This is a genomic window from Mycobacterium sp. IS-1742, assembly GCF_001500125.1.
Lineage (GTDB): Bacteria > Actinomycetota > Actinomycetes > Mycobacteriales > Mycobacteriaceae > Mycobacterium.
The window spans coordinates 316,918-333,076 of sequence record NZ_LQIV01000012.1 but is presented as its reverse complement, the minus strand read 5'-3'; the positions used below and the strand labels follow the sequence as shown (position 1 = coordinate 333,076).

The 16,159-nt window shown below is 71.7% G+C and carries 16 protein-coding genes; 13 read left to right on the top strand and 3 right to left on the bottom strand.

Translation table 11 applies throughout. The features are described 5' to 3' along the window. Positions 1-3: 3 nt before the first annotated feature. The 11 genes from ftsW (at position 4) to AU196_RS10045 (ending at position 10,438) form a co-directional block, all read left to right on the top strand. On the top strand, positions 4-1,524 hold the full coding sequence (gene ftsW, locus AU196_RS10095; RefSeq protein WP_059094908.1) for a putative lipid II flippase FtsW: 1,521 nt from the start codon (positions 4-6) through the stop codon (positions 1,522-1,524). Beyond that, on the top strand, positions 1,521-2,642 hold the full coding sequence (murG, locus tag AU196_RS10090; RefSeq protein ID WP_059094907.1) for an undecaprenyldiphospho-muramoylpentapeptide beta-N-acetylglucosaminyltransferase: 1,122 nt from the start codon (positions 1,521-1,523) through the stop codon (positions 2,640-2,642). Before ftsW ends, murG begins: the two co-directional genes overlap by 4 nt. Next, positions 2,639-4,093: a UDP-N-acetylmuramate--L-alanine ligase gene (gene murC / locus AU196_RS10085; RefSeq protein ID WP_059094906.1), complete on the top strand. Its 1,455-nt coding sequence runs from the start codon at positions 2,639-2,641 to the stop codon at positions 4,091-4,093. Before murG ends, murC begins: the two co-directional genes overlap by 4 nt. Next, positions 4,090-5,028: a cell division protein FtsQ/DivIB gene (locus AU196_RS10080; RefSeq protein WP_059094905.1), complete on the top strand. Its 939-nt coding sequence runs from the start codon at positions 4,090-4,092 to the stop codon at positions 5,026-5,028. The genes murC and AU196_RS10080 overlap by 4 nt, the downstream gene beginning before the upstream one ends. Before the next feature lie 202 nt (positions 5,029-5,230). Beyond that, positions 5,231-6,397, top strand: coding sequence for a cell division protein FtsZ (gene ftsZ / locus AU196_RS10075; RefSeq protein WP_059094904.1), 1,167 nt, complete (start codon positions 5,231-5,233; stop codon positions 6,395-6,397). A gap of 21 nt (positions 6,398-6,418) precedes the next feature. Further along, complete coding sequence (gene pgeF / locus AU196_RS10070; RefSeq protein WP_157546195.1) at positions 6,419-7,123, top strand: peptidoglycan editing factor PgeF; 705 nt, start codon at positions 6,419-6,421, stop codon at positions 7,121-7,123. Next, positions 7,111-7,899 carry a YggS family pyridoxal phosphate-dependent enzyme gene (locus AU196_RS10065; RefSeq protein WP_231737486.1) on the top strand — a complete coding sequence of 263 codons (789 nt, stop codon included), beginning with the start codon at positions 7,111-7,113 and terminating at the stop codon, positions 7,897-7,899. The genes pgeF and AU196_RS10065 overlap by 13 nt, the downstream gene beginning before the upstream one ends. Positions 7,900-7,965: 66 nt before the next feature. Then, positions 7,966-8,616 (top strand): cell division protein SepF, encoded by a 651-nt coding sequence (locus AU196_RS10060; protein WP_059094902.1) that lies wholly within the window; start codon positions 7,966-7,968, stop codon positions 8,614-8,616. A gap of 97 nt (positions 8,617-8,713) precedes the next feature. After that, positions 8,714-9,004, top strand: a complete 291-nt coding sequence (locus tag AU196_RS10055; protein ID WP_011560632.1) for a YggT family protein — start codon at positions 8,714-8,716, stop codon at positions 9,002-9,004. Positions 9,005-9,209: 205 nt separating this feature from the next. Next, entirely contained in the window at positions 9,210-10,031 is an 822-nt protein-coding gene (gene wag31 / locus AU196_RS10050) for a DivIVA-like cell division protein Wag31 (RefSeq protein ID WP_059094901.1), read from the top strand. A gap of 17 nt (positions 10,032-10,048) precedes the next feature. After that, complete coding sequence (locus AU196_RS10045; RefSeq protein WP_059094900.1) at positions 10,049-10,438, top strand: phage holin family protein; 390 nt, start codon at positions 10,049-10,051, stop codon at positions 10,436-10,438. On the opposite strand, the gene AU196_RS10040 is transcribed toward AU196_RS10045, so the two are convergent. After that, positions 10,435-11,118 (bottom strand): phosphoribosyltransferase, encoded by a 684-nt coding sequence (locus AU196_RS10040; RefSeq protein WP_059094969.1) that lies wholly within the window; start codon positions 11,116-11,118, stop codon positions 10,435-10,437. The two genes, AU196_RS10045 and AU196_RS10040, sit on opposite strands and share 4 nt — an antisense overlap. An 83-nt stretch (positions 11,119-11,201) precedes the next feature. On the opposite strand from AU196_RS10040, the gene AU196_RS10035 reads away from it, so the two are divergent. Beyond that, a complete protein-coding gene (locus AU196_RS10035) occupies positions 11,202-12,560 on the top strand; it encodes a TIGR01777 family oxidoreductase (protein WP_059094899.1) in 1,359 nt (452 codons plus the stop codon). On the opposite strand, the gene AU196_RS10030 is transcribed toward AU196_RS10035, so the two are convergent. Both AU196_RS10030 and AU196_RS10025 read right to left on the bottom strand, forming a co-directional pair. Beyond that, positions 12,530-13,252, bottom strand: coding sequence for a type 1 glutamine amidotransferase (locus tag AU196_RS10030; protein WP_059094898.1), 723 nt, complete (start codon positions 13,250-13,252; stop codon positions 12,530-12,532). The genes AU196_RS10035 and AU196_RS10030 overlap by 31 nt on opposite strands. Positions 13,253-13,259: 7 nt before the next feature. Beyond that, entirely contained in the window at positions 13,260-14,474 is a 1,215-nt protein-coding gene (locus AU196_RS10025) for a serine hydrolase domain-containing protein (protein ID WP_059094897.1), read from the bottom strand. A gap of 17 nt (positions 14,475-14,491) precedes the next feature. Here AU196_RS10025 and AU196_RS10020 point away from each other — a divergent pair, with 17 nt between their 5' ends. Continuing rightward, the gene (locus AU196_RS10020) at positions 14,492-16,072 is read left to right on the top strand and encodes a phospholipase D family protein (RefSeq protein ID WP_059094896.1); all 1,581 of its coding nucleotides are present in this window, start codon (positions 14,492-14,494) and stop codon (positions 16,070-16,072) included. Positions 16,073-16,159 lie beyond the last annotated feature (87 nt).

The following is a 16,159-nucleotide window of genomic DNA, read 5'->3' as shown; positions in this document are numbered from 1 at the left end:
GCCGTGGCGACGATCCTGGCCCGGTTGCGCGGCAGGGCGGCCGGCACCGAGACCGCTGACGCGCCCGCGATGAGCGCCCCCACGGCGCCCGTGGTCTCGCGCACCCGTTTCGCGGCCTGGCTGGGCCGCCCGATGACGTCGTTCCACCTGATCATCGCCGTGACCGCCCTGCTGATCACGCTCGGGCTGACCATGGTGCTCTCGGCGTCCGGCGTGTACTCGTACGACTCCGACGGCTCACCCTGGTCGGTGTTCGCCAAACAAGTGCTGTGGACGGTGGTCGGGCTCGCCGCGTTCTACGCGGCGCTGCGGATGCCGGTGAAGACGTTGCGGCGCTTGGCTTTCCCCGGCTTCGCTTTCACGGTCGTGCTGCTGATCCTGGTGTTGATCCCGGGTATCGGCAAGGTCGCCAACGGGTCGCGCGGCTGGTTCGTCGTGGCCGGTTTCTCCATGCAGCCCTCGGAACTGGCGAAGATCGCGTTCGCGATCTGGGGTGCGCACCTGCTGGCGGCGCGGCGCATGGAGCGGGCCACCCTGCGCGAGATGCTCATCCCGCTGGTGCCCGCGGCGGTCATCGCGCTGGCGCTGATCGTCGCCCAGCCCGACCTCGGCCAGACGGTGTCGCTGGGCATCATCCTGCTTGCCCTGCTGTGGTATGCCGGCCTGCCGCTGAAGGTGTTCCTGTCCTCGCTGTTCGCGGTCATGGTGTCGGCGGCCGTGCTCGCCATGGCCGAGGGGTACCGCTCGGCACGCGTGCAGTCCTGGCTCGATCCCAGCGCCGACGCGCAGGGCTCGGGGTATCAGGCCCGGCAGGCGAAGTTCGCGCTGGCCAACGGCGGCGTGTTCGGCGACGGGCTGGGGCAGGGCACCGCGAAGTGGAATTACCTGCCCAACGCGCACAACGACTTCATCTTCGCGATCATCGGCGAGGAACTCGGGTTCGTCGGCGCGGCTGGACTGCTCGCACTGTTCGGGTTGTTCGCCTACACCGGCATGCGCATCGCGCGCCGCTCGGCCGATCCGTTCCTGCGGCTGCTCACCGCGACGGCGACCACGTGGGTGCTCGGCCAGGTGTTCATCAACGTCGGCTACGTGGTGGGCCTGCTGCCCGTCACCGGACTGCAGCTGCCGCTGATCTCGGCGGGCGGGACGTCGACGGCGACGACGCTGCTCATGATGGGCCTGATCACCAACGCCGCGCGCCACGAACCCGAGGCGGTGGCCGCGCGGCGGGCCGGCCGCGACGACCGGGTCAACCGGCTGCTGCGGCTGCCCCCGCCCGAGCCCTATGTACCCACCCCGCTCGAGGCGGTCCGCGACCGGCTGCGCTCGCGTCCGGGTAAGCCGGCGGCCCCGCGCGCGGCCAAACCGGCCCGCGCCACGCGGCGCAAACCCCCCGCGGCTGAACGTCGCGAGCGGGGCTCAAGGCATCATGTAGGCGGTCAGCGGTCGGCGGCGAGCCGGACCGGTCAGCGCCAACAGGGTCGACGAGGTCGGCCCAGGGAAGGTCAGCGTTACGGGTGAACGGCACCATCTCGGTCGTCCTCGCCGGCGGCGGAACCGCGGGGCACGTCGAACCGGCGATGGCCGTCGCCGACGCCCTGGCCGCGCTGGAGCCCGGAGTGCGGATCACCGCGCTCGGCACCGAGCGGGGGCTGGAGACGCGGCTGGTTCCCGAGCGCGGCTACGACCTCGAACTGATCACGCCCGTCCCGCTGCTCCGCAAGCCGTCCGCGGACCTGGCGCGGTTACCGCTGCGGGTGCGCCGTGCGGTGCGGGAGACCCGCGCCGTCCTCGACAGCGTGCACGCCGACGTCGTGATCGGGTTCGGCGGCTACGTGGCGCTGCCCGCCTACCTGGCGGCCCGACGCGCCCATGTGCCCATCGTCGTGCACGAGGCCAACGCCAGCGCGGGCCTGGCCAACAAGGTCGGCGCGCGCTTCGCGCGCCGGGTGCTCTCCGCCGTGGCGGACCCGGGTCTGGGCCGGGTGGAGGTGGTCGGCACGCCGGTGCGGGCGAACATCACCGAACTGGACCGCGGTGCGCTGCGCGCCGAGGCCCGCGCGCATTTCGGATTCGCCGACGACGCCCGCGTCCTGCTTGTGTTCGGCGGCTCGCAGGGCGCCCGCTCGCTCAACAACGCCGTCTCCGGCGCCGCGAAAGCGATTGCCGCGGCGGGGGTTTCGGTGCTGCACGCCTACGGGGCGAAGAACACCCTCGAACTGCCGGACCCGGCGCCGGGCGATCCGCCGTACGTCGCGGTGCCGTACCTGAGCCGGATGGACCTCGCCTATTCGGCCGCCGACCTGGCGGTCTGCCGGGCGGGTGCGATGACGGTGGCCGAGGTGACCGCCGTCGGACTGCCCGCGGTGTACGTGCCGCTGCCGATCGGCAACGGCGAACAACGGCTCAACGCGCAACCGGTGGTGGACGCCGGCGGCGGCCTCGTCGTCGACGACGCCGACCTGTCACCGCAGTTCGTGGCCGATACGGTGGTCCCGCTGCTCACCGACACCGGCCGGCTGCAGACCATGACCGCGGGCGCCGCGCTCTCCGGCCACCGCGACGCCGCCCGGCACGTCGCCCACGTCGCGCTCGACGTGGCGCGCGAGGCGGCGGGCGAGCGGAAGAAGGCCCGGTGAGCACGCCGCCGCTACCCGAGGAACTGCGCCGGGTCCACATGGTCGGCATCGGCGGCGCGGGCATGTCGGGGATCGCCCGCATCCTGCTCGACCGCGGGGCGCTGGTCTCCGGCTCGGACGCCAAGGAGTCGCGCGCGGTGGTGGCGCTGCGGGCGCGTGGCGCCGCGATCCGGATCGGGCACGACGCGTCGTCGCTCGACCTGCTGCCGGGCGGGCCGACCGCCGTCGTCACCACGCACGCGGCGATCCCCAAGACCAACCCCGAATTGGTCGAGGCGCGCAGGCGCGCGGTCCCGGTGGTCCTGCGGCCGGTCGTGCTGGCCAAGCTGATGGCCGGCCACACCACGCTGATGGTGACCGGCACCCACGGCAAGACCACGACCACCTCGATGCTGATCGTGGCCCTGCAGCACTGCGGATTCGATCCGTCCTTCGCCGTCGGCGGTGACCTCGGTGAGGCAGGCACCAACGCCCACCACGGCAGCGGCGAGTGCTTCGTGGCCGAGGCCGACGAAAGCGACGGTTCGCTGCTGGAGTACACCCCCGATGTCGCCGTGGTCACCAACATCGAAGCCGACCACCTGGATTTCTTCGGCAGCCCCGAGGCCTACACCGCGGTCTTCGACGCGTTCGTCGAGCGGCTCACCCCCGGTGGCGCGTTGCTCGCGTGCGTCGACGACCCCGGCTCCGCGGCACTCGCGGAACGCACTGCGGCGCTTGGGGTCCGGGTGTTGCGCTACGGTTCGGCCGGGCGCGGGGACCTCGCGGGCGCGCTGGTCGGCTGGGAGCAGCAGGGCACCGGCGCGGTTGCCCACATCCAGCTGGCGGCCGAGGGCGCCCCGCGGGCGATGCGGCTGTCGGTGCCCGGCCGGCACATGGCGCTCAACGCGCTGGGCGCGCTGCTGGCCGCCCTGCAGGTCGGGGCGGACCCCGACACCGTGCTCGACGGGCTGGCCGGCTTCGAGGGGGTGCGGCGCCGCTTCGAACTGGTCGGGACGGCGAGCGGGGTCCGGGTCTTCGACGACTACGCCCACCACCCGACCGAGGTCGGGGCGACGCTGGCGGCGTTGCGCGCGGTCACCGACCAGGCCGGCGAGGGCCGGGCGGTGGTGGTCTTCCAGCCGCACCTGTACTCGCGCACCGAGACGTTCGCCCGCGAGTTCGGCACCGCGCTGAGCGCCGCCGACCTGGTGTTCGTGCTCGACGTCTACGGCGCCCGGGAACAGCCGATCGCCGGGGTGAGCGGGGCCAGCATCGTCGAGCACGTGCACGCGCCGGTGACCTACGTGCCCGACTTCTCGGCGGTGGCCGGGCGGGTGGCCGATTCCGTGCGACCCGGCGACGTGGTCGTCACGATGGGCGCCGGCGACGTGACGATGCTGGGGCCGGAGATCGTCACCGCGCTGCAGGCCAGGGCCAACCGGACCGTACCGGGGGCCGGCGCGCGATGACCGTGCCGCCGTCCGGGTCGCATCCGGACCAGCCCGAGGCGGCGCCGGAGGATCCCACCACGCCACCGACGGCCGCACCGGCCGAGGACCCACCCGCACCGCCCGCGGACGACGAGGACCGGGAGGGGCCCCGGCGCCGCGCCCGGCGCGAGCGCGAGCAGCGCCGCGAGGTGAAGGACCGCGCGATGGCCCTCGAGGTGGCCCGCCGCGAGGCCAAGCGGCGGGCCACCAGCGGACCGGCCCGGGAGGTGACCCCGATCGCCCGCGGGGCCGTTCGCGGCCTGAAGGTGCTGGTCTGGTCGGCGCTGGCCTCCGTCGTCGCGGTCGGCCTGGGGCTTCTCCTCTACTTCACCCCGATCATGTCGGTGCGCGACATCGTCGTCGTCGGCGTGGAGGCCATCCCGCGCGAGGAGGTGCTCGGCGCTGCGGCGGTGGTGCCGGGTACCCCGTTGCTGCAGGTCGACACCGATGCCGTCGCCGAACGCGTCGCGACGATCCGCCGGGTCGCCAGCGCGCGGGTGCAGCGCGAGTATCCGTCCTCGCTGCGGATCACGGTCGTCGAACGGGTTCCGTTGGTGGTCAAGGACTATCCCGACGGTCCGCACCTGTTCGACCGGGACGGGGTGGATTTCGCGACCGCACCGCCCCCGCCGAATCTGCCGTATCTGGAGACGGCGACCCCCGGGCCGAACGATCCGGCGACCGAGGCCGCGCTGCAGGTGATGCTGGCGCTGCCGCCCGAGGTGGCGGGTCAGGTGGGGCGGATCGCCGCGCCGTCGGTCGCCTCGATCACGCTCACGCTCGTCGACGGCCGGGTGGTGGTGTGGGGGACCACCGACCGCACCGACGAGAAGGCGCTCAAGCTCGCCGCGCTGCTCACGCAACCGGGCCGCACGTACGACGTGTCCAGCCCCGATTTGCCCACGGTCAAGTAGAAATTCGTGTCGACACCGTCGGCGCGCCTGCATGGCTGAGCGGCACCGTCGCCCTACCGTTCTGGTTGCGCGGAACTACTTGACATAACTCTAAGCCTGTGGTTGAGGTTGAGGGTTTGCGGGAAGGCTTCGCACCGAGTACTGGCAACCAGGCAGCAGAAAGGCGACCGCTCATGAGCGCTTGCGCGAAGAAGGTCGAGCGATGACCCCGCCGCACAACTACCTCGCCGTCATCAAGGTGGTCGGCATCGGCGGCGGTGGCGTGAACGCCGTCAATCGAATGATCGAACAGGGCCTCAAGGGCGTCGAGTTCATCGCGATCAACACCGACGCCCAGGCGTTGTTGATGAGCGATGCGGACGTCAAGCTCGACGTCGGCCGGGACTCGACCCGCGGCCTCGGGGCGGGGGCGGATCCCGAGGTGGGTCGCAAGGCCGCCGAGGACGCCAAGGACGACATCGAGGAACTCCTGCGCGGCGCCGACATGGTGTTCGTGACCGCCGGCGAGGGTGGCGGCACCGGCACCGGCGGCGCGCCGGTGGTGGCGTCGATCGCACGCAAGCTCGGCGCGCTGACGGTGGGCGTGGTGACCCGGCCGTTCTCGTTCGAGGGCAAGCGGCGCAGCAACCAGGCCGAGAACGGCATCCAGGCGCTGCGCGAGAGCTGCGACACGCTGATCGTCATCCCCAACGACCGGCTGCTGCAGATGGGTGACGCCGCGGTGTCGCTGATGGACGCGTTCCGCAGCGCCGACGAGGTGCTGCTCAACGGTGTCCAGGGCATCACCGACCTGATCACCACACCCGGTCTGATCAACGTCGACTTCGCCGACGTCAAGGGCGTGATGAGCGGTGCCGGGACGGCGTTGATGGGCATCGGTTCGGCCCGCGGCGACGGCCGGGCGCTCAAAGCCGCCGAGATCGCGATCAACTCGCCACTGCTCGAGGCCTCGATGGAAGGCGCCCAGGGGGTGCTGCTGTCGGTGGCCGGCGGCAGTGATCTGGGGCTCTTCGAGATCAACGAGGCGGCATCGCTGGTGCAGGACGCCGCGCACCCCGAGGCCAACATCATCTTCGGCACCGTGATCGACGATTCGCTCGGCGACGAGGTCCGCGTCACCGTGATCGCGGCCGGGTTCGACTCGGCGGGTCCGAGCCGCAACCCGGTGGTGAGCCCGGGGACCCCCAGCGCCGCACCGACGCAGCCGATCGCCCCCGGGCGGGCGGGCAAGGTGGCCTCGCCGCTGTTCGAACCGGCCGATCCGGCGAGCGTGCCGGTGCACACCAACGGCGCAACCGTCAGCATCGGCGGTGACGACGGCGGGATCGCGGACGACGACGTCGACGTGCCACCGTTCATGCGGCACTGACCCGGGTCCGATACTGGGAACGTGACCGTTCGTGTGCGGCGGGTGACCACGACCCGCGCCGGTGGCGTGTCGGCGCCGCCGTACGACACCTTCAATCTGGGCGACCACGTCGGCGACGATCCGACCGCCGTCGCCGCCAACCGTGAGCGGCTCGCGAAGGCGACCCGGCTCGACGGCCGACTGGTGTGGATGCACCAGGTGCACAGCGACCGGGTCGTGCGAGTCGACGCTCCGGCAGACGGACCGGTCGACGACGCCGACGGTCTGGTCACCACGACCCGCCGCCTGGGGCTGGCCGTCGTGACCGCCGACTGTGTCCCGGTCCTGCTGGCCGATGCGCGCGCCGGGGTGATCGGCGCGGTCCACGCCGGACGGGTCGGTGCCCGCGACGGTGTCGTCGTGCGCGCGGTGGAGACGATGCGCGAGGCCGGTGCGAGAGTCGAGGACATCTCGGTGCTGCTCGGCCCCGCGGTGAGCGGGCGGAACTACGAGGTACCCGAGGAGATGGCCGCCGAGGTCGAGGCGGTGCTGCCCGGCAGCCGTACCACCACCGCCCGCGGTACCGCCGGACTGGACCTGCGGGCCGGAATCGCCCGTCAGCTCACCGATCTGGGCATCACGGCCATCGACGTCGACCCGCGGTGCACCGTCGCCGACCGCAACCTGTTCAGCCACCGCCGCAACGCCCCGACCGGCAGGCTGGCGTCGCTGGTGTGGATGGAGTGAGCGCCGTGGTGTTTCGGGCCGGAGTCACCGACCGGGAGTCCGAGTTGGGCGCCTCGCTGACCGCGGTGCGGGAGCGGCTCGCGCGCGCCGCGCAGGCGGCGGGCCGCGACGCCGGCGAGATCACCCTGTTGCCGGTGACCAAGTTCTTCCCGGCCTCCGACGTCCGGATCCTGCACGGTCTGGGGTGCCGGGACTTCGCCGAATCGCGCGAACAGGAGGCGTCGAGGAAGGCCGGCGAGCTGGCCGCCGAGTTCGCCGACGATCCGGTGCGCTGGCACATGGTGGGCCGGATCCAGCGCAACAAGGCCAGGGCCGTCGCGCGGTGGGCGTACGCCGCGCACTCGGTGGACAGCGCCAAGCTGATCGCCGCTCTCGACCGGGGCGCCGCCGACGCGCTGGCCGACGGAGTGCGCGTCGCGCCGCTGCGGGTGTATCTCCAGCTCAGCCTCGACAACGACGTCGAACGGGGTGGCATCGACGTCGACCGGCCGGACCTGATCGACGAGCTCTGTGCCGCAATCGATTCCGCGGAGGCGCTGCAGTTCGTCGGGTTGATGGGCATCCCGCCGCTGGGCGCCGACCCCGCGGCGGCGTTCGCGCGCCTGCACGCGGAGTGGGAGCGGGTCCGCCGACGGCGGGAGGAAACCGGCCACGAGCAGCGACTGGAGCTGTCCGCGGGGATGTCCGGTGATCTCGAGGCGGCGGTCGAACACGGCTCGACATGTGTGCGTGTCGGAACCGCGCTTATGGGACCTCGTCCTCTAACGTCACCCTGAGTAGTCACTCCAGTCACATCTTCATCACAGACACCACAGCTTGACGGTCTTCAGAAGGGTCGCGCGATGAGCACACTCCACAAGGTCAAGGCCTACTTCGGTATGGCGCCCATGGATGACTACGACGACGAGTACTACGAGGACGACGACCGCGCCGAGCGCGGCCCGGCCCGTGGCTACGCCCGCCGGCCCCGTGAAGACCGCTTCGAGGAGGACGGGTACGGCCGCGAGTACGACGATCGGCCGGCCCCGCGCGAGTACGACGAACCGCCGATCTACCGCGGCGGCTACGACGAGCCCCGGTTCGACCCACGGCTTCGCGGTCCCCGCGAGTTCGAGCGCCCGGCGCCGCGACTGGGCGCGCTGCGCGGCTCGACCCGCGGTGCCCTGGCGATGGACCCGCGCCGGATGGCGATGCTCTTCGAGGAAGGCAGCCCACTGGCCAAGATCACGACCCTGCGCCCGAAGGACTACAGCGAGGCCCGCACCATCGGCGAGAAGTTCCGGGACGGCACCCCGGTGATCATGGACCTGGTGTCCATGGACAACGCCGACGCCAAACGCCTCGTCGACTTCGCCGCCGGCCTCGCGTTCGCGCTGCGCGGCTCGTTCGACAAGGTCGCCACCAAGGTGTTCCTGCTGTCGCCGGCCGACGTGGACGTCACCGCAGACGAGCGCCGACGCATCGCCGAGGCGGGCTTCTACGCGTATCAGTGACTTCGGCGGCGCCCCGGCGCGGCAGGTAGGCTGACGAGGTTGTTTTCCCACCTGTATCGAATGTCACATATCTGCCCGTAGTGAGGTCGAGCTTCCGTTGGCGCTGTTCTTCGAAATCCTTGGTTTTGCGCTGTTCGTCTTCTGGCTCCTGCTCATCGCGCGGGTCGTCGTCGAGTTCATCCGATCGTTCAGCCGGGACTGGCGTCCACGGGGTCTGACGGTCGTGGTGCTCGAGGTGATCATGACGCTGACCGATCCTCCGGTGAAGTTGCTGCGGCGCCTGATTCCCCAGCTCACCATCGGCGCGGTGCGTTTCGACCTGTCGATCATGGTGCTGCTGCTCGTCGCCTTCATCGGTATGCAATTGGCGTTCGGGGCGGCGGCCTGACCCTGGCCGGCGGCCGGCCGCCGCGGCGCGGTCCACGGGGTTTGCCGAGGTGCGGCGCAGGCGTGGTGAAAACTGAAATTCGCTCTTAAAATTTGACCTCCGCTGCAACCGCCGGGTCTGGTGTGACAGGATGGACGCCAGTTGCGATCCATGCAGGCTTTACACTTTGAGATCGGTTGACGGTCCAGACTCAAGGGGGCAGACGATGCCGCTCACACCCGCCGACGTTCACAACGTCGCGTTCAGCAAGCCGCCCATCGGCAAGCGGGGCTACAACGAGGACGAAGTCGACGCCTTCCTCGACCTGGTCGAGAACGAGCTGACCCGGCTGATCGAGGAGAACACCGACCTGCGTCAGCGGGTGGCCGAGCTGGACCAGGAGCTCTCCTCGGCCCGGTCCGGTGGCGGTGCCGCGCCGCAGCAGCAGGCCGCGCCGGTCTACGAGCCGGAGCCCGAGCCGACTCCGCCGCCCCAGCCGGTGTACGAGGCGCCCCCCGCGGCGCCGGCGCCGACCCAGCAGCAGAGCGAGGACTCGGCACTGCGCGCGGCCAAGGTGCTGAGCCTGGCCCAGGAGACCGCCGACCGGTTGACCAGCACCGCCAAGGCCGAGTCGGACAAACTGCTCTCCGACGCGCGCGCCCAGGCCGATGCGATGGTCAGCGACGCCCGGCAGACCGCGGAGACCACGGTCACCGAGGCCCGTCAGCGCGCCGACGCCATGCTCGCCGACGCCCAGACCCGCTCCGAGGCCCAGCTGCGGCAGGCCCAGGAGAAGGCGGACGCACTGCAGGCCGACGCCGAGCGCAAGCACTCCGAGATCATGGGGACCATCAACCAGCAGCGGACGGTGCTCGAAGGCCGGCTGGAACAGCTGCGGACCTTCGAACGTGAGTACCGCACCCGCCTGAAGACCTACCTGGAGTCCCAGCTCGAGGAGTTGGGCCAGCGTGGTTCCGCCGCGCCGGTGGATTCGAGCGCCAACAACGACGGCGGCGGCTTCAACCAATTCAACCGCGGCAACAACTGACGCGGCGGCGCTGATCGATGCTGATCATCGCGCTCGTCCTGGCCGTCATCGGGCTCGCTGCGCTGGTGACCGCCGTGGTCACCGGCAATGCCGTGATCGCCTGGGTGTGCATCGCAGCCAGCGTGATCGGTGTCGTGTTGCTGATCGTCGACGCCGTCCGCGAGCGGTCCCGCAAGCCGACCGCCGCGACGGCCGGGCCGACCGGCCCCGCTGACGCCGGGACGGCCGACGAGTTCGACGCCGACTATCCCGACGAAGCCGAGGCCTACGAGGCCGATGGCACCCGTGGCGACGCCGAACCGCGGTCCGACGCCGACGCCGACGCCGACACCCGCGCGGTCCCGTACGACGAGCGCCATGAGGACGAAGTGGGCGCCGAGCATCCTGAGGAACCCACCACCCGCTAACGGGTCGGGGTCGCCAGCAGGTCCCGCACCTCGTCGTCGGTGACCTGGTGGAAGTCGGCGTACACCTGCCCCACGGCCTCAAAGCCCGCCGGCATCGTCGCGCAGACCACCGCATCCGCTTCGGCGCCGATCTCCCGGCACGCCGTGGCCGGACCCACCGGAACGGCCACCACCACCTGCGCGGGCTCCGATGCGCGGACCGCCCGCACCGCGGCGAGCATGCTCGCGCCGGTCGCGATGCCGTCGTCGGTGAGCACCACCGTCGCCCCGGCGAGCTCCGGCGGCGGGCGGCCCTGCCGGTAGGCGGTCTCCCGGCGGCGCAGTTCCGACGTCTCGCGCTCGATCGCGCGGGCCAACGCCTCCTCGGTGATGCCCAGGCGGGCGACGAGCTGCTCGTTGATCACGACGCTGCCACCGGACGCGATGGCGCCCATCGCGAGCTCTTCCCACTGCGGCACACCGAGTTTGCGTACCAGGAACACGTCGAGCGGAGCGCCGAGCCCGTGGGCCACCTCCCAGCCGACCGGGACGCCGCCGCGCGCCAGACCGAGGACCACCACGTCGTCACGGCCGGCATAGGCCGACAACTTCCCGGCCAGGATCCGGCCGGCATCACGGCGGTCCCGGAAGGTGCGCCCGCCGGACCTGCCGGCGAACCTGTCCCATCCGCTCATCGCCATGAGTGCGTACCCGCCGTGCACCGGGGCAATCCACCATTCGTGCGGCGCCGAATACCGACCAGGCGCCGGCGACAGGGAGGGCCATGGGCATCGAGTACGAGAGCATCGTCGATCATCCGCTCGACGAGGTGTTCGCCTGGCACACCCGGCCAGGGGCCATGCCTCGCCTGGTCCCGCCCTGGCAGCCGATGACGGTGGTCGCCGAGACCCCGTCGCTGGCGGACGGTCAGGCGGTGCTGGGCCTGCCCGCCGGCCTGCGGTGGATCGCCCAGCACGACCCGTCCGGGTACGACCCGCCGCACCGGTTCGTCGATGCCCTGTCGTCGCGCGGCGTGATGTCGCTGCCCCCGCGGGTGATCGGCTGGTGGCGACACACCCACGACTTCGCCGACGCCGGTCGGGGCCGCACGCTGGTCCGCGACCGTGTCGACACGACGGTGCCGGGTGCGCTGCTGCGGTCGACGTTCGTCTACCGGCACCGCCAGCTGGCCGACGACCTGGCCGCGCACCGGGAGGCCGCCGGAGCCGGGTGCGGGCCGCTGGTCGTCGCCGTCACGGGGTCCTCGGGGCTGGTCGGCTCGGCGCTGACCGCGATGCTGACCAGCGGCGGGCACAGGGTGATCCGGCTGGTGCGGCGGCCCCCGGCCGGCGCCGACGAACGGCAGTGGGACCCGCGGCGGCCTGCGCCGGACCTGTTGAGCGGGGTGGACGCCGTCGTGCACCTGGCGGGCGCGTCCATCGCGGGCCGGTTCACCGCGTCGCACAAGGCCGCGATCCGCGACAGCCGCATCGAACCCACCCGCCGGCTCGCGGAGTCGGCGGCCGGCGCGGGCGTGCGCACCGTCGTCAGCGCCTCGGCGATCGGGTTCTACGGCTATGACCGCGGCGACGCGCTGCTCGGCGAGGACAGCGCGCGGGGGACCGGTTTCCTGGCCGACGTCGTCGCCGACTGGGAGGCCGCGACCGCACCGGCGGCCGACGCGGGGGTGCGGGTGGTCGCCGTGCGCACCGGCATCGTCCAGGCCGCCGCGGGTGGGACCCTGCGGCTGTTCCGCCCGCTCTTCGGCGCCGGCCTGGGCGGGCGGCTCGGCACCGGACGGCAGTGGCTGTCGTGGATCGGGCTGGACGACCTGCTCGACGTGTACTACCGGGCGCTGTGGGACGACCGGGTGAGCGGGCCGGTCAACGCCGTCGCGCCCGAACCGGTCCGCAACGCCGACTACACGAAGACGCTGGCGGCGGTGCTGCACCGGCCCGCCGTGCTGCCCGTCCCGTCAGTCGGCCCGCGGCTGCTCCTGGGCGCCCAGGGGGCCCGCGAACTGGCCGAAGCCGACCAGCGGGTGGTGCCGACGGTCCTGCACTCGCTGGGTCACCGTTTCCGTCATCCCCGGCTCAGCGATGCGCTCGCACATCAGCTCGGGCAGGGCGCCGCCGCGACATAGGACAGGAACCTTCGCACCAGCCCGTGGATCCGGCTCGCCGCGTCGTCTTCCAAATGTCTTGTGCGAGCGAGCAATTCGTCGTGGGCGAGGCCGAATCCCAGGGCCTCGCCGTCGCGGTCGTCGGCCAGCCACTCGGTCAGCAGTGCGTGGTCGAGCTCCGGGTGGAACTGCAGCGCGAGGCTGCGGTCGAGCAGGAACGCCTGCGAGGAGGCGGTGCTCCTGGCGATCTCCACCGCCCCCGGCGGCACTGTCCACCGGTCGAAATGCCACTGGAACCACGGGCCGGTCGCGACGAGGTCCGGCCGGTCGGTCGCGATGTCGTACCACCCGATCTCCGGTGTCGGGGCGCGGCCGACGCTGCCGCCGAACGCCTGGGCGATGATCTGCCCGCCGAAGCACACCCCCAGCAGCGCGACCCCGACCGCGGCGGCCTCGCGGAGCATCGCCATCTCGGCCCCGACCCAGGTGCGGCGCAGGGCATCGTCGTACACCGGCCACCGCGCACCCAGAGGCACGATGACGTCGTAGCCGGTGGGATCGGGGAACACCACGTCGAGGGCGGGGTCCGCAGCGTGCTCGCGGGGGACCACCGTGAACGTGTCGATATCGAAGCCGGCGTCGGCGAACGCGTTGCCGAGCAGCGCCTCGGTGGCGATGGGATCGTTGTGGAGGAACAGGACTCGGGGCGTCACCCGGCCATTATGGCGGCGGGGCCGGTGGTGCGTCGTCCGGTGCGAGTTCGGCGGCGATCCGGGAGAACAACGTCTGCGCCCCGTTGGTGTAGTCGCCCAGGGAGTCGAACGCCTGGGGGGTGAACGTGACCGCGACGGCGATCGCCAGTCTGCGGGACGGCAGGTACGCCGCGACGGCCCCGTAGCCGGACAGCATCGGGTTCTGCAGCAGCCAGTTCCCGGAGACCACGATGCCCAGCCCGTAGGTGTAGCGGTCGTTCATCGGGGCGCAGGTCGGGCAGCCGGGCTGGGCCCGGGTGCGGCCCCGCAGGTCCGTCGACACCATGCGGCGGTAGGACTCCGGTGACAGCAGCGTGCCGGATCCGACACCGACGGCGGTGGCCTCCAGGTCGGCGACGGTGGAGGTCTGGACGGCGCCGTGCGTGATGGTCCACGACGGATTCCAGTACGTCGACTCCTCGTAGAAGTCCGTGCCGGCGGGGATGTCGAGCGCCTGCCGACGTTCGGACGAGAAGGCGTGCAGTGCTGGTTCCGGGATCTCCGCGGTCAACGAGGCCCGGGTGCCGGTCAGCCCGAGCGGTCGAAGGACTCGCTCGCCGAGCAGGTCGGCCATGGGGCGGCCGGTGGCCCTCTCCAGCGCCAGCCCGAGCAGGACGTAATTGGTGTGGGCGTAGCTCCAGTTGGTGCCCGGTTCGTACTGCAGCGGTTTGTGCACGGCGAACTCGAACAGGTCGTCGGTCGTGTAGGCCCGGAACGGGTCGGCGTACGCCGCGTCGGCGAACGCGTCGTTGCCGAGCACGTAGTCGTGATAGCCCGACGTCATCTGTGCCAGCTGACCGAGCGTCACACGGTCGGAGTGCGGCACGTCGGGCAGCCAGCGCGAGAGCCGGTCGTCGAGGCTCACGGTGCCGTCCTCGACGAGCAGCAGCAGCAGCGTGGCGACGTAGGAGATGGCCACCGCGCCGTTGCGGAAGTGCATGTCGGCGGTGGCGGGCACGCCGGTCATCGATTCGCCGAGCGCACGGCTGAGGATCTCGTCGCCGTCCTCGGTGACCCGCACGATGACCGACCTCAGGTGCGCGTCGGCCATCGTCTTGCGAACGATGTCCATGACGGCCTCCGCACGCGGGTCCGCACCGGTGCGGGAGGGGCCGGTTCCCGTGCAGGCCGCGAGCACCAGCAGCACTGCGAGCGCGCCGACGACGCGGCGGGGGACGGGCATGGCCGATACTAGCGAGTATGGCGGACCTGTCCGACTGGTTCCTGACGGCTGACGAGCGCGGCAACCCGTCGTCGGACCTGCCCGTGTGCTGCGAGGGCAACCGGGTCGAACCGCTGATCCACGGCGCGACGTACTTCGACGCGCTGGCCACCGAGGTGTCCGCGCTGGGTCCCGGTGACCATCTCTTCTTCACCGACTGGCGCGGGGACCCCGACGAGAAGATGCGTGACGGCGGACCGACGATCCGCGAATTGTTCTGCGCCGCTGCCGAACGCGGCGCCGTGGTCAAGGGGTTGGTGTGGCGCTCGCATCTGGACCAGTTCGCCTACAGCGAGCAGGAGAACCAGCATCTCGGTGAGGCGATCGAGCGGGCGGGCGGTGAGGTGCTGCTCGACCAGCGGGTCCGGATCGGCGGGTCGCACCACCAGAAGTTCGTCGTGCTCCGTCATCCCGGGGCGCCCGAACGCGATGTGGCGTTCGCCGGCGGCATCGACCTGTGCCATTCGCGCCGCGACGACGCCTCGCACCGCGGCGATCCGCAGGCGGTGCAGATGTCGAAGCGGTACGGCGACCGGCCGCCGTGGCACGACGCGCAGTTGCGGTTGCAGGGTCCCGTGGTGGGCGCACTCGACGCCACGTTCCGGGAGCGGTGGAACGATCCGGCACCCCTGGACACGCTGAACCCGGTCGCATGGGTGGTGGACCGCCTGCGGGGTGCGGATCTGCAGGCGGATCCGCTGCCCGAGCAGCCGCCGGACCCGGCGCCGTGCGGCCCGCATGCCGTGCAGGTGCTGCGCACGTATCCGGACGCGCACTTCACCTACGACTTCGCCCCGCACGGCGAACGCAGCGTGGCGCGCGGATACACCAAGGCGGTGCGGCGCGCGCGGCGGCTGATCTACCTGGAGGACCAGTACCTGTGGTCCAAGCAGGTGGCGGATCTGTTCGCCAGGGCCCTCGCCGACAATCCGGACCTCCATCTGATCGCTGTGATCCCGCGGTACCCGGATGTCGACGGCAGGCTGGCGCTGCCGCCGAATCAGGTCGGACGCAGGCAGGCCATCGAGGCGTGCCGGGCGGCAGGTCCGGACCGGGTGCACCTGTTCGACGTCGAAAACCACGAAGGGACTCCGGTTTACGTCCATGCGAAGGTCTGCGTGGTCGACGACACGTGGGCATGCGTGGGCAGTGACAACTTCAACCGGCGGTCGTGGACGCACGACAGCGAGTTGTCGTGCGCGGTGCTCGACGAGACCCGTGACGAGCGCTCGCCGCGTGATCCGGCGGGTACCGGGGACGGTGCGCGGGTCTTCGCCCGCGACCTGCGGTTGCGGCTGATGCGGGAACACCTCGACCGCACGGACGACGACGGGCTGATCGACCCCTCGAACGCGGTGAACGAAATCGTCAGGGCAGCAGAGGGTCTCGACGACTGGTATGCGGGTGGTCAGGTCGGTCCCCGGCCCCCGGGCCGGCTGCGGCCGCACCGGACCGAAGGGCTCGGCCGGCTCACCCGGCTGTGGGCGGTGCCGGTGTACCGGATGATGTACGACCCCGACGGGCGGTCGTACCGCGCCCGGTGGCGCGGGGAGTGGTGACGCCACCCGTCTGAAAGCGCAAACACTGTGCGCCAGCGGGGTTTGCTGTCACCACGTGTCGGGTACAACGCCGCGTGTCGGGGACGT

Bases quoted from the DNA above. Each gene is read 5' to 3' on its own strand.
- AU196_RS10045 (WP_059094900.1), top strand. From the start codon at position 10,049: ATGCTGATCATCGCGCTCGTCCTGGCCGTCATCGGGCTCGCTGCGCTG.
- AU196_RS10060 (WP_059094902.1), top strand. From the start codon at position 7,966: ATGAGCACACTCCACAAGGTCAAGGCCTACTTCGGTATGGCGCCCATG.
- AU196_RS10040 (WP_059094969.1), bottom strand. From the start codon at position 11,118: ATGGCGATGAGCGGATGGGACAGGTTCGCCGGCAGGTCCGGCGGGCGC.
- AU196_RS10025 (WP_059094897.1), bottom strand. From the start codon at position 14,474: ATGCCCGTCCCCCGCCGCGTCGTCGGCGCGCTCGCAGTGCTGCTGGTG.
- AU196_RS10080 (WP_059094905.1), top strand. From the start codon at position 4,090: ATGACCGTGCCGCCGTCCGGGTCGCATCCGGACCAGCCCGAGGCGGCG.
- AU196_RS10035 (WP_059094899.1), top strand. From the start codon at position 11,202: ATGGGCATCGAGTACGAGAGCATCGTCGATCATCCGCTCGACGAGGTG.
- AU196_RS10020 (WP_059094896.1), top strand. From the start codon at position 14,492: ATGGCGGACCTGTCCGACTGGTTCCTGACGGCTGACGAGCGCGGCAAC.
- ftsZ (WP_059094904.1), top strand. From the start codon at position 5,231: ATGACCCCGCCGCACAACTACCTCGCCGTCATCAAGGTGGTCGGCATC.
- wag31 (WP_059094901.1), top strand. From the start codon at position 9,210: ATGCCGCTCACACCCGCCGACGTTCACAACGTCGCGTTCAGCAAGCCG.